Origin of the sequence: Proteiniphilum saccharofermentans (assembly GCF_900095135.1) — a bacterium.
GTDB classification, from domain to species: Bacteria; Bacteroidota; Bacteroidia; order Bacteroidales; family Dysgonomonadaceae; genus Proteiniphilum; species Proteiniphilum saccharofermentans.
This window is the reverse complement of sequence record NZ_LT605205.1, coordinates 3399815-3414207: the sequence shown is the minus strand read 5'-3', so window position 1 is coordinate 3414207 and position 14393 is coordinate 3399815. Positions and strand designations below refer to the sequence as shown.

Genomic DNA, 14393 nt, shown 5'->3' with positions numbered 1-14393 from the left:
AGTATGAAGCAAAACTATTTTTTCACGATCATTGTTTTTTTATCCTTTATAATAACCGATCTCTTTTCGGCAGATATCTGGATTTCATCTACGGGAAACGACAGTAACGATGGTTCTAAGGAATCCCCGAAGCTGACATTACAGGCTGCATTGCGCCAGGCACGCGAAATGCGCAGATTGAATATATCAGGAATCGAGAATGGGATAAACATTATATTGAAAGAGGGCACTTATTACCTTTATGAACCTCTCTATATCCGGCCGGAAGACAGCGGAACACCCCAGTCTCCGACGACCATCCGCGGGGAGAAAGGTGAAATGCCAGTTGTCAGTGGCGGCATGCCCATCACCCAATGGGAAAGAAGCGGAAAATACTGGGTTGCCGATGTGCCCGATTTTAACGGACGTCCCCTCGATTTCCGCCAGTTATGGATAAACGGGAGAAAGGCCGTGCGTGCCAGGGATGTGGTCGATTTTGAGGCGATGCACCGGATTCTGGATAACGATCCGGTCAATCAGGTCCTATGGGTGCCTTCCAGGGCTGTGGAACCCATACTGAATGCACCTTACGCCGAGATGGTGCTGCACCAGATGTGGTGCATTTCCAATCTGCGCATCCGGTCCATCGATATCCACGGGGATTCGGCTGCTGTCCGTTTTCATAACCCGGAGCATAAAATACAGTTCGAGCACCCCTGGCCCAGTCCCATGACTACACCCGGACATGAATCCGCCTTTTATCTGACCAATGCGATGGAACTGCTCGACCAGCCCGGTGAATGGTTTCATGATTTTAAGCAGCAAAAGCTGTATTATCTGCCATTGGACAATGAGGATATAAACGGGATAGAGGCCGTTGTTCCGGCGATAGAGACGCTTATTCTGGTGGAGGGCACGTTAGACCGCCCGGTGGAAAATATCCGGTTCAGCAATATCCGGTTCAGTCATACTACCTGGATGCGTCCTTCGGAAAAAGGGCATGTGCCGTTGCAGGCGGGTATGTTCCTGACGGAAGCCTACAGGATAGACCCGAAGATGAAGAGACCCGACAATAACCACGATCTCGATAACCAGGGATGGCTCGGGCGTCCTGCAGCTGCGGTATCGCTGTCAGGTACAAAAAATATTGATTTTGAGAGGTGTGTTTTCAGGCATTTGGCTTCCACAGGATTGGATTATGCCTGGGGTAACAGAGGTGGGAAAGTAGAGGGTTCTGTTTTCAAAGATATCGGGGGAAATGGAATGGTGATCGGTAGTTTTTCACCGCCGGCCCATGAAACGCACTATCCTTATAATCCGGCGGATGAACGCGAAGTATGTTCCTATCAAAATATTGTGAACAATCTGTTTGAAGATGTGACCAACGAGGACTGGGGTTGTGTGGCCATTGCCGCCGGATATGTGAACAATATCAATATTGAACACAATGAGATACGCGAAGTGTCTTATACGGGAATCAGCCTGGGGTGGGGATGGAACAGTACACCCGTATGTATGGGAAATAATCGTGTCCGCGCCAATCATATCTGGCGTTATGCCAAACATATGTACGATGTGTCAGGTATTTACACGCTCGGCAGTCAGCCCAATACGGTGATATCGGAAAATTATATCCATGATATCTACCGGCCGGGTTATGTGCATATTCCCACACATTGGTTTTATCTCTACACCGATGAAGGTTCTTCTTTTATCACCGTAAAAAATAACTGGACGGAAGGAGAGAAATTCCTTCAGAATGCCAATGGTCCGGGAAATGTGTGGGAGAATAACGGTCCTATGGTAGACGATTCGGTCAAAACCAATGCAGGACTCACCAAAGAATTTCAATATTTATTACACTCAGAAAAATAGGAATGATATTAAATATAGCTGTGTTGGGACTTGGGGAAGGCAGAAGTACAATCTCTGCTTCATTGGCAAGTGAGAAACTGAATCTTGTGAAAATTTGCGACAGGAATGAAGAACTTTGTAGACAACGGGCAAATGAGTTTCATTTTGATGCATATACCACCAAGTACGATGATCTTTTAAACGATCCGGATATCGATATCATTGCTATTTATACGCCGGATCATCTGCATGCCGGACATATCCGGCAGGCTTTGATACATGGAAAACATGTGGTGTGTACAAAACCGTTCATCCACGATTTATCGCATGCCAGAGAGTTGATCGAATTGTCTGAGAAGAACAACAGGAAAGTATTTGTGGGACAGAGTTCCCGCTTTTTTGAGCCGATGAAGCGTCAACGGACCGACTTCGAGAAAGGAGTAATAGGCGATTTAATAACCGTTGAAGCATTTTATAATGCCGATCATCGCTGGTTTTTGAATAAAGATTGGTCATTGAAATCCGAATTTAAGTGGTTATATGGTGGTCTGAGCCATCCCGTGGACTTCATCCGGTGGTATCTGCCTGAAATCGAAGAGGTGGTGGGATACGGTATGCTCAGCCAAAATGGGGTAAAGGCCGGCCTCAAAAACGAAGATACGATGCATTTTATCTTTAGGGCAAAAGATGGTAGAATTGCCCGTGTGAGTGGGATCTATACCTCCCCGGTACAACCTGCTATGCGTGAAAGCGAGATGAGCTGTATTCTGCGTGGAACAGAAGGTGCAAGTCAGGCCGATTATCATGAATTACGATATTCGGTCACTACCCGTGAAGGCGAGGAAAAGATAATTACCTGGGGAGAAGACTTTAAGAATTACTATTTCCGCTTCGAAGGACAAAGCCATCATGCCGGTGAATACCAGAACTACCTGGAATATTTTGCCGATAGCATTGAGCAGAATTTCACCGCTTATCCCGATATTAGGGAGGGAATCGGGACAGTGGCGCTTCTTCAGGCAATGGACCGCTCTTTACAAACCGGGGAAAAGATCAAAATCGACGATATCTTAAAGGAATACAATATCAACTTATAATTACGCTTCAAATCAATGAAAAAGTCATATCTGTTTATTGTTGCTCTCTTTTTACTGTTTCAAAACAGTCTGTTTGCTTCCGGCACTGCCACATGGATCTGGTATCCGGGAGACTATGAAATATGGTTGGGAAACGAAATGAATAACCGTCGTACGGAACGGGGCGCTTTTTTTCCGCCGTTTTGGAAGATAGACAGCCATTATGTCGTGGTTGAATTCAGTAAAGAGGTAGCGCTGACCGAACCGGAAGAAATAGAAATCAAGGTGGAGGGCAGATACAACATCAAACTGGATGGGAAACTGCAGTTTGGAATGCCGGAAAGATTCTTGTTGCCGGCCGGAAAATACAGCCTGAATATCAAAGTCTGGAATCAGGCTACTCCCCCGGCCATCTTTGTAAACGGAAAGACCGTGAAATCGGACGGAACATGGAAGGTAACTTTTGAAGACAAGGAATGGATCGATGAAAGCGGAAAAGCAAGTGATACATCCACCACATTCTATATGCATGCCGGATCGGCCGGTTTTAATTCGATCGACAATCCCCCTTCAGCATACAAACTTGCCGTAACACCTCAGTCTGTGGTCAGCAAAGAGAGATATGGAGAGGGTGAGTTGCTCGATTTCGGGAAAGAAACCATCGGGTTTCTTCAATTGAAAGGTTTACGGGGAAAGGGAAACATCCATATTTTTTACGGTGAAAGCCGGGAGGAGGCACTCGATACCGCCTATTGTGAAACACTTGACAGGTTTTCTGTGGACGGCGTCCGGATCAGGGATGAATCACTCGGCCTTACATATCCCCTCTCGGACACTTTTACAATGGAGAACAGCAAAGCGTTCCGTTACATTTACATCACGAAAGATGCGGATGTTACCTATAGTGACATCGGTATGTTGTATGAATACAAGCCGGAGGAGTACCGCGGTACTTTCCGTTGCAACGACGAAGAGCTGAACAGGATATGGGATGTAAGCACATACACGATGCACCTTACCACAAGGGAATTCTTTATCGACGGCATCAAACGCGATCGTTGGGTGTGGAGCGGCGATGCGTATCAGAGTTATCTGATGAATTATTACCTCTTTTTTGATTCACAAACGGTAAGGAATACCATCTGGCTCCTGCGTGGTAAAGATCCGGTGACCAGCCATATTAATACAATTATGGACTATACTTTTTACTGGTTCTTATCCATTTACGATTATTATCTGTTTACCGGCGACAGTCGGTTTATTTCGGAGATATACCCACGTATGCAGTCAATGATGGAATTCGTACTGGGCAGGACGAATAAAAACGGAATGGTAGAAGGATTGGCCGGTGACTGGGTGTTTGTGGACTGGGCCGACGGTTATCTCGATAAGCAGGGAGAACTCTCCTTCGAGCAGGTACTTTTCTGCAAAAGCCTCGAAACGATGGCGCTTTGTGCTGAGCTGACCAACAACGAGGAAGATAAGGTTAAGTACGAAGAAATGGCATCCGGCCTGCGGGAAAAGTTGATTCCCGCATTCTGGGATGAAGACCAACAGGCGTTGGTGCATAATCGTGTCAATGGTATCCAACAATCCGAAGTGACCCGCTATTCCAATATGTTCGCGGTATTCTATGACTATCTCACTCCTGAGCAACGGCAATCCATTAAGAACTCGGTATTGTTCAATGATTCCGTCATGAAAATTACCACACCCTATATGCGTTTTTATGAACTGGAAGCGCTCTGTGCATTGGGTGAACACGACAGGGTAATGACCGAGATGAAAGATTATTGGGGCGGAATGATCCGTGAAGGGGCTACCTCCTTCTGGGAAAAGTACAACCCATCGGACGAGGGAATTGAGCATCTGGAAATGTACGGGCGCCCGTATGGGAAAAGTCTTTGTCACTCCTGGGGAGCAAGTCCCCTCTATCTTCTGGGAAAATATTATCTGGGCATACAGCCGGTAAAAGCAGGATACAGTGAATTTTCCATCACGCCGAATTTAGGCGGGCTAAAATGGATGGAAGGCTCTGTACCGACACCTAACGGAGAGATAAAGATCCGGATGGATGAAAAGACTATCAGGGTGAAAGCCTCTGAAGGGAATGGTTACCTTACTTTTGTCAGTAAATCAAAACCAACCACATCCGTGGGAACAATCGAAAAAATGGATGAAAACCATTACAGGCTATGGATTGAAGAGGGAAAAGAGGTGGTTGTGATATATAAATTTTGAGTACAGAAAAGTTCCTTCATCGTCTCGATAATACAAATTGGAATTAAAAATGAAGATAAGAACACTATTTATTCTTTCGGCACTCATTTTAATTGTGTCCTGTAAAAAAGAGTCTGTGACTATCCTTACATCTCCTTCCGCATCGGAAAGACTGTTATTCGGAGCTGAACATCTGAAGAACAGCCTGGCGGAACTTAAATATAAAGTGGTTATCAGGGAAGGCGGATCGACAGACCTTTCAGGGAATAATGAAAGAATTATCTGGATACTGGAGAAAGAAGATCCGCTTGCTTCGGGTGTTATCGATGGACTGGGTTTTTCACTCCCCGAAGAAATGGACAATGAGGGGTATTATATCGCTACTGAGAATAATCGGACACTGGTCTATGGAGAGGACCCATCCGGCGCACTGTATGGATGTTATACACTATCTGACCTGTTCAATGAGAAGCAACCTCTCCCCGCTGAGTTGGTGGACGCTCCTGAAATGGTTTTACGCGGGGCCTGTGTCGGCCTGCAGAAACCTTATTACCTGCCGGAAAGAACCGTGTATGAATATCCTTATACACCGGAGACATTTCCCTGGTTCTACGATAAAGAGTTATGGATAGATTATCTGGATATGCTGGTGGAGAACAGGATGAATTCTCTCTATCTGTGGAACGGGCATCCGTTCGCTTCACTTGTGAAACTGGATGACTATCCTTTTGCATTAGAGGTGGACGAGGAGACTTTCAGGAAAAATGAAGAGATTTTCTCTTTTCTGACAGAAGAGGCTGATAAAAGAGGGATCTATGTGATACAGATGTTTTATAATATAATCGTATCCAAACCTTTTGCGGAACATTACGGTATAAAAACACAGGACAGGAACAGGCCGATCATCCCTTATATCGCCGATTATACCCGGAAGTCCATCGCTGCATTCGTGGAAAAATATCCCAATGTGGGACTGCTGGTCTGCCTGGGTGAGGCGATGGCTACCCTTGAGGACGATGTAGTATGGTTTACCGAAACTGTGATACCGGGAGTAAAGGACGGGTTGGATGCATTGGGGCGTACCGATGAACCGCCGATTATTCTGCGTGCACACGATACCGATGCCGGGATGGTGATGGATAAGGCGCTACCGATATATAAAAACCTGTACACCATGCACAAGTATAACGGTGAATCACTGACAACCTATGAGCCGAGAGGCCCCTGGTCGGAAATCCATCAGGAACTCAGTGCTCTCGGGTCGGTACATATCGATAATGTACATATCCTCGCCAATCTGGAACCTTTCCGGTACGGCTCCCCCGATTTTATCCGGAAATCGGTACAGGCAATGCATCAGGTGCATGGTGCAAACGCATTGCACCTATACCCGCAGGCTTCTTACTGGGACTGGCCCTACACCGCCGATAAACTGGCGGATGGAGAACGCCTTCGGCAGATAGACCGGGACTGGATCTGGTATAAAGCATGGGGACGTTACGCGTGGAAAGCCGACCGGCCGCGGGAACAGGAGATCGGTTACTGGAGTGACCGGTTGGACGATCTGTACGGTTGTGGAAGTGAGGCTGCCTCTATCTTGGAAGCATATGAACAAACCGGAGAAATATCTCCGAAGCTTTTGCGCCGTTTTGGCATCACGGAAGGTAACAGACAAACTCTTCTGCTGGGAATGTTTATGAGCCAGTTGGTCAATCCTTATAAATATACAATTTATCCCGGTTTCTACGAGTCGTGTGGCCCCGAAGGGGAGAAACTGATAGAATTTGTTGATAAAAAGTGGAAAAATATTCCTCATACCGGTGAATTACCGCTCGATATCGTTGCGCAGGCCGTTGAACACGGCGACAAGGCAGTGGCTGCTATTGATAAGGCGGAAAGTAAAGTGACAAAAAACAGGGACGAATTTTTACGGTTGAAAAACGATGTATATTGCTACCGGGAATTTGCCTGGTTTTTCAATACCAAAGTGAGGGCTGCCGAGCATGTACTGGATTACCAGTACAGCAAGGATATCAATGATCTTGAAAAGGCGATCCCTTTGATGGAGGAGAGCCTGAATCACTACAGGAGGCTGGTGGAGTTGACTAAAGATACCTACCACTACGCGAATAGCATGCAGACGGCCCAGAGACGTATTCCTATCGGTGGAGATGACGGAAAAAACAAGACATGGGAGGAGTTGTTACCCCATTATGAGCAGGAATTGAAAAATTTTATGGAGAATCTGGCATTGTTGAAATCCGATCATTCAATGGGTAGCGATATCGCAATTCCGGCGCTCGTCCCTGCTGAGGTGACCTTGTTAAATCCAAAATCCCAATGGATACCTGTGTCTGAGGGACAAAGAGCTATATCGGGGAGTAATACGGTAATTGAGAAGATTGCCCCGGAATTGCAAAATATGAAGATGTTGAGTTTGAACGCTGGTGAACAGAGGGAGAACGGAACCACCCTCGAATTTGAAACGGCAGGACCGGTAAAACTACTGGTGGGTTACTTCAGAAACGATCAGAACAGATATGCGAAAGCACCCACATTGGAGACCGATGCATCCGCCAATTTATACGGACAGGCTGATCCGGTGCTTCTCAACGCGATTCAACTGTCGGATCAACCGGCTGTAAATATTCATACCTACTCCTTTTCGCCGGGTAAACATACGTTGACTCTTGGAAAAGGTATGTTACTGGTATTGGGTTTCACGGGATCTGATGTGCCCCCGAGAAACGCCGGATTGACGGATGAGGATGGAAGCGAAACCGTAGATTGGTTGTTTTATTAAAATAAAAAAAGGTATGACCTTCAGTAGTCCGATAAAAACGATCGCTGTTTTTCTTGTTACTGTCGTTCTTGTTTCATGTACATCCAACGACCGTTCTTTTTCTCCTTCCATTATTGAAATTGTGGATGGACGGTCTGTGATTTCGAAAGAAGAGATGATCCGATATGCCGAAGAGTGTCGGATCGATAAGAATTCATTATACAACTGGGAGAATCGTTGGGTATTGTATCTGGATGAGAACAGATTGGATGAGGTGAAATCCGGACTTGAAGATCGTTTTAAGGGGTTGGAAATAAAGGTCTTTGCAAAACCGTTCTATCACTTTGGCCGCGAGAAAAACTGCAACAAAAAAAGTGCGGCGCAGTGGTCTCATACTATTATGACCGCTAACCTGATTGCAGATACCCAATTGCAGGACGAATATATGGAGTATCACCGTCTGCAATTCGAAGAATGGCCGGAGGTGTCGAACGGCTTTTGCAATGCCCTTTTTCAACAGGTGCTGCTCTTTCGTGACGGCCGACAACTGATGTTGGTGATCAGCATTCCTGCAGGCGAAAACCTGGACGAGCTGAATCCTAAGACGACAGAAAATAATCCGCGGGTGGATGAATGGAACAGTATCATGGCGGGGTATCAGGAAGGAATTGAGAATGCTCCGGAAGGTGTTGTATGGATTGAATTAAAGCAGGTAAAAAGCGGGAAATAGATGAGACAGACTAATTATCAGCTTTTTGATTTTTTAGATTTTAGTCCGTTGTTGGACGAAGGCGACCGACTGTGGCGTGCATGTACACCTACACGGATTGTAGAGAGGGAAGGGGATATCTATATCTCCATCCCTTTTCAACAACAACACAACTCTAACGAAATAAAGCCCGATACAACGTACAGGAAAAAAGAGCATATATTACGTATCAGGAAATACGGGAATAAAATTTTGAGGCTCTCACTCTCTCTGGGTGATGAAATCAGTGAAGATTCCGAAATGCTTTCCTTTGCCGCTGAGCTGAAAACTGATACCTCCTTGTCTTACCTGCAATTAGAAGATAAATGGATCGTAAAAGATACCGCCGGAAATAAAAAGGCGGCTGTCAGCTTTGCAAAACCAATGATAGACCATTGGAGTGATCTTATTCCTCCACCTGAAGATACGATACAGATCAGTTTTTTTCCTGATGGTGAAAAGGAAATTTCGCTTTCTGCATACGACATGTTTTCCCCGGCACGGCATGATGCATTTGCCCTGGCCTATGTAGAGCATAACGGAAAGCCCGACAGAGCTACCTGTTCAATCAAGGCAAAACCGGATGAGTGCTTTTACGGTACAGGTGAACGCTTTACAAAAATAGACCTTGCCGGGAAGACCTTTCAACTGCGTAATCAGGACGGACAGGGAGTCAATAATCGTCGTACATACAAAAATATTCCTTTTTATCTCTCTTCCGAAGATTATGGACTCTTTTTGCACACTACATCATTTGCGAAGTTTTCACTGGCCGACCATTCTACACGTTCTGTACAAATTCTGACAGATGAACCGCTTATTGATCTCTTCCTGATCGGAGGGGACCATCCGGAAGAGATCCTACGCGGCTATCGCCAACTGACCGGATTCCCGTCGCTGCCCCCTCTATGGAGTTTTGGCATTTGGATGAGCCGTATGTCCTATTTTTCCGCTGATGAGGTGAATGAGGTCTGCGACAGGCTGCGTGAAGAAGATTATCCCTGTGATGTGATCCACTTAGATACCGGGTGGTTTAAGACTGACTGGCTTTGTGAGTGGAAATTCAACGAGGAGCGTTTCCCCGACCCCGAAAAGTTTATCGACAAGCTGAAAAAGAAAGGATTCAGGGTAAGCTTGTGGCAATTGCCCTATATCTCACATCAGGCCAAACAATATGAAGAAGCCGCTGCAAATAACTATATCAGCAAAAGCAATAAGAATATCTCCGGAGCTTCCAATTTCAGTATGGAGGATTATGCCGGCACCATCGATTTCACCTGTAGGAAGGCCTCAGAATGGTATAAGGAGCTGCTTAGGAAATTATTGAAGATGGGGGTTGTTTGTATCAAGACCGATTTTGGAGAAGATATTCATCTGGATGCTGTTTATCACGGTATGACAGCTGAAAAGCTGCATAATCTCTACCCGCTGTTGTATCAGAAAGCGGCCTATGAAGTGACAAAAGAGGTTACAGGTGAAGGAATCATCTGGGCAAGGGCCGGGTGGAGCGGATGCCAGCGCTATCCCCTCCACTGGGGAGGTGATGCCGCTGCTTCATGGGACGGAATGGCCGCCTCACTGAGAGGAGGGCTGCAACTGGGACTTTCCGGCTTTGGCTTTTGGAGTCACGATGTTCCCGGATTTCATGGTGTACCTGATTTTATGAATTCTGTTATTCCGGATGATCTCTATATCCGATGGACACAGTTCGGCGTTTTTACCTCTCACTTCCGCTACCACGGCACCTGTAAACGTGAGCCATGGCACTATCCCGCAATTAAGGAGAATATAAGAAAATTATGGAGGCTTCGTTACCAGCTAATTCCCTATATTATACAACAAAGCATGATCACAATCCGGACCGGAATGCCGATGCTGCGTGCACTCATACTGCATCATCCTGACGACAAAACCTGCCGCCATATTGATGACCAGTATTATTTTGGGGAAAATATGATGGTAGCACCGGTAATGAATTCTGACAACAAAAGAGATATCTACCTGCCTGAAGGAGAGTGGATCCATTTTTTCACAAAAGAGTGTTTTAAAGGCAACCAATGGTTGAGAAATAGCGATGTCCCACTGGATACGATACCTGTATTTGTGAAAAAAGGAGCTATCATTCCACTCTATCCGGAAGAGGTCTCCTGTACGGACGAGATGGATTTGAGTAAAGTGATTGAAGTCGTTTTCGCCTGAATTATTGCAAACTGCTTATGATGACATGGAAATCAAACTTTGACGAGACCAAAAAACATTACCTGGATTGGTGGAAGGGGAAAGGTATCGTCTTATCGATGTGGGAGCATCTCTTCAAAGAAGGTGAACCTTATGAAGAGATTCCACCCCCTCCGCGCCATAAAGATATCAACCAGTTTTGGTTCGATCCGGAGTGGCGGTCAGATTATCTGCATTACAGAATGTCGCGGAACTCCTATATGGCAGATATCCTTCCTGTAGCAAACACACAACTGGGACCGGGATCTTTGGCTTCCTTGCTGGGTTCGGAATTAGAAGGGCGTGACGATACAATCTGGATTCACCCAAAAAAGGATTTCGATGAAACAATTCAGTTTGATGAAGATAACCGGTGGTGGAAATTACACCGGGATTTGCTGAGTGCTGTGAAAAAAAGATCGGAAGGAAAATATATGGTGGGCTGTCCTGACCTGATAGAGGGATTGGATGTGCTGGCCAGTCTGAAAGGACCCGACAACGTGCTGGTAGACCTCATCCTTGAGCCTGAGAGGACTTTGGAGCAGTTGGCGGAAATAAACAAAGTTTATTTTGATGTCTTCGACCGCATCTATGATATCATCAATATGGAGGGTGAGATGGCTTTCTGCTACTTTTCGCTTTGGGCACCGGGGAAAGTATCTAAACTACAGGTCGACCTCTCCATCATGATTTCAGAAGAGGATTTTAGACACTTTTGTCTCCCTTTCCTGGAGGAGCAGACCAGGCAAATTGATTATACACTCTATCATCTCGATGGGGTAGATGCCATCCGCCATCTGGATGCCGTATTGGAGTTGAAAGAGCTGAACGGGGTACAATGGGCACCGGGTTACGGGCAACCACAAGGGGGAAATTCCCGGTGGTACGATTTGTATAAGCGTGTCCTTGCTGCCGGAAAATCTGTTATGATAAACTGGGTGACATTGGATGAACTGGAGCCGCTGATTGATCATGTGGGCAATCAGGGATTGCATATTAATGTGGATTTTAAATCTGAAAGAGAGATTGAGAAAGCATTGACAATTGTCGATAAGTACAGATAAACAATAAAAACAGATAATACCGCATGGACGCCCTGATACAATTATCTTCAGTAGATATTGCTGTGATCATAGCCTATTTTATTCTCCTTGGAATCATAGCCTATTGGTCCGGCTTCAGTAAAAAAAACAGAAGTGACAACCTTTTCCTTGCCAATAAATCCCTGGGGTGGCTGGCAATTGGTTTAACCATGTGGGGTACCAACGTGGGTCCTTCGATGTTAATTGCCAATGCCAGCAGCGGATACGAGAGCGGTATTGTTGCCGGTAATTTTTCATGGTACGCTTTTCTTTTTATTTTTCTGTTGGCTTTTGTCTTCGCACCCCGCTACCTGGGAGCAGAAGTGACCACCCTCCCGGAATATATGGGTAAACGTTTTGGCGATACATCGCGGCGATACATTGCGTGGTATACAGTCGTTACAACGCTTATTTCATGGCTGGGACTGACACTTTTCTCCGGAGGTATATTCATGGCCCAGATACTGGATCTGCCACTCTGGTTATGTATCGTTCTACTGGTGTTGGTTTCCGCCCTTTTTGTGATTACCGGAGGACTGAAGACAATTGCCTATACCAATGTGTTTCAGATGCTCCTGCTGATTGGTGTCTCATTCCTCTTAGTGGTATTGGCCTTGCACAAAATTGGAGGTATAGGAAGTGTGATAGAGGCCACACCGCCTACATACTGGAAACTGTTCCAGCCGTTAGAAGACAAAGACTTTCCATGGCTGGCCATTCTGTTAGGCTATCCCGTCATGGGTATATGGTTCTGGTGCACTGACCAATCGATGGTTCAATCGGTACTGGGTGCGAAAAATCTTAAGGAGGGACAAAAAGGTGCCAATTTCGTTGCATGGTTGAAACTGATCGATATACCTCTTTTCATCCTCCCGGGAATTCTGGCGTTTATCCTTCTTCCGGATCTGTCAAACTCCACCGATGCCTATCTCTCCCTGGTCCAGGCCGTGCTTCCGATCGGACTGACAGGCCTGGTAGTGGTGGTAATGCTTGCTGCACTGATAAGTACAATAGGATCGGCGCTCAATTCATTGAGTACGGTATTTACAATGGATATTATAAAGAGGTATAAACCCGATATCGAACAGAAAGAGATCAAGAAGATCGGACGGATTGTGGTATTGACAGGAGCAATATTATCCGTTTTTCTCGCTATCGGTATCTCCTCTATCCGGGGGTTGAGCTTTTTCAATATTTTTCAGTCGGTGCTTGGATTTCTGGCTCCGCCCATGGCAGCTGCCTTTTTGTCCGCTGTACTGTGGAAAAAAACATCTCGAAATGCCGTGAATTGGGTACTCTCTGCAGGAACACTGTGTAGTTTGGGGACGGGACTGCTCTATTACGGCAATGTGGTTTTTCAGGGGATTCACTATCTCTACGTTTCCGCATTGATTTTTGTCATTCTATGTCTGTTTCTCTTTCTCTATTCTCTGTTCGATAAAAGCGACGATACTGCCCGGTTATTGGATTATCGCCCCGTGAAAGTAGACAGATCTGTAAAAATTGTCTGGCTGGTATTAATTCTTGTCATGGTCATGGTCTATATCATATTCAATTAGGAAGGTCAATGCCTTTCTTGGTTCTTGAATGCTTTAGTTGTAATCATACGACTTGCAAAAGTTGAATCAAGAGTCCACTTGAATAAGTCGAATTTAAGTAAAAATAACGCCCTACAGATACTTCTGGATGGGGCAAAATTGAAAAAATATACTTTTTAAAGGCGACTCAATCAATAATAAAAAAGTATGAAGTTGGAATTGATTAATAAATTATTTGAGTGTGTGGAGTTCGGGAAAATTAATATCAACTCGCCTTATCCTCCGCAAATGGAGGGACTACCCGGTGCCGATGAGATCACCCAAGAAGCATTGGTAGCAGGAGTAAATCCCGATGAAATATTAAACCGGGCGCTGATTGCTGCCATGAACAAAGTAGGAGAAAAGTTTACGGAGAAAAAAATCTTCGTACCACAAATGTTGCTATCGGCAAAAGCAATGAATGCCTCCATGAACCATCTGAAGCCTTACTTTGCTGACGGCTTTGTCAAACGGAAAGGAGTTTTTATTGTGGGCACCGTTTTTGGAGATTTACATGATATCGGTAAAAATCTATTGAGTATGATGGTGGAAGGAGCCGGATGGGAGGTGATTGACTTGGGGATAGATGTGAACACAGAGGCATTCGTGGAAAAAGTAAAAGAATATCCCGATGCAGTGGTGGGTATCTCGGCACTACTTACCACCACAATGGTGAACATTGAACCGGTGATCAAAGCCATTAAGCAGGCTTCACCCGCTACCAAAGTGATTGTAGGAGGCGCACCACTCACTGCTGCTTTTGCTGCCTCTATCGGTGCCGATGCATATGGAAAAAATCCCAGAGAAGGCATTATATGGTTAGACTTACAATCCCAAAAAATGAATAACTAATTGACA

9 protein-coding genes are annotated in these 14393 nt (G+C 45.5%); all 9 read left to right on the top strand.

Annotated elements, in window-relative coordinates; all coding sequences use genetic code 11:
- The first annotated feature begins 3 nt into the window (after positions 1-3).
- The gene (locus PSM36_RS13240) at positions 4-1854 is read left to right on the top strand and encodes a right-handed parallel beta-helix repeat-containing protein (RefSeq protein WP_076931328.1); all 1851 of its coding nucleotides are present in this window, start codon (positions 4-6) and stop codon (positions 1852-1854) included.
- A gap of 2 nt (positions 1855-1856) precedes the next feature.
- The gene (locus PSM36_RS13235; RefSeq protein WP_197684901.1) at positions 1857-2930 is read left to right on the top strand and encodes a Gfo/Idh/MocA family protein; all 1074 of its coding nucleotides are present in this window, start codon (positions 1857-1859) and stop codon (positions 2928-2930) included.
- Positions 2931-2945: 15 nt separating this feature from the next.
- Positions 2946-5150, top strand: a complete 2205-nt coding sequence (locus PSM36_RS13230; protein WP_076931327.1) for an alpha-L-rhamnosidase-related protein — start codon at positions 2946-2948, stop codon at positions 5148-5150.
- Positions 5151-5199: 49 nt separating this feature from the next.
- Positions 5200-7932, top strand: a complete 2733-nt coding sequence (locus PSM36_RS13225; RefSeq protein ID WP_076932265.1) for an alpha-d-galacturonidase — start codon at positions 5200-5202, stop codon at positions 7930-7932.
- A gap of 13 nt (positions 7933-7945) precedes the next feature.
- Positions 7946-8641: an L-rhamnose mutarotase gene (locus PSM36_RS13220; RefSeq protein ID WP_076931326.1), complete on the top strand. Its 696-nt coding sequence runs from the start codon at positions 7946-7948 to the stop codon at positions 8639-8641.
- On the top strand, positions 8642-10858 hold the full coding sequence (locus PSM36_RS13215) for a glycoside hydrolase family 31 protein (RefSeq protein ID WP_076931325.1): 2217 nt from the start codon (positions 8642-8644) through the stop codon (positions 10856-10858).
- A 17-nt stretch (positions 10859-10875) separates the two neighbouring features.
- Positions 10876-11940 (top strand): hypothetical protein, encoded by a 1065-nt coding sequence (locus tag PSM36_RS13210; protein WP_154671029.1) that lies wholly within the window; start codon positions 10876-10878, stop codon positions 11938-11940.
- A 23-nt stretch (positions 11941-11963) separates the two neighbouring features.
- Positions 11964-13517 (top strand): sodium:solute symporter family transporter, encoded by a 1554-nt coding sequence (locus PSM36_RS13205; protein ID WP_076931323.1) that lies wholly within the window; start codon positions 11964-11966, stop codon positions 13515-13517.
- Between the two features lie 186 nt (positions 13518-13703).
- Positions 13704-14387 (top strand): cobalamin B12-binding domain-containing protein, encoded by a 684-nt coding sequence (locus PSM36_RS13200; RefSeq protein WP_076931322.1) that lies wholly within the window; start codon positions 13704-13706, stop codon positions 14385-14387.
- The last annotated feature ends 6 nt before the right edge of the window (positions 14388-14393 follow it).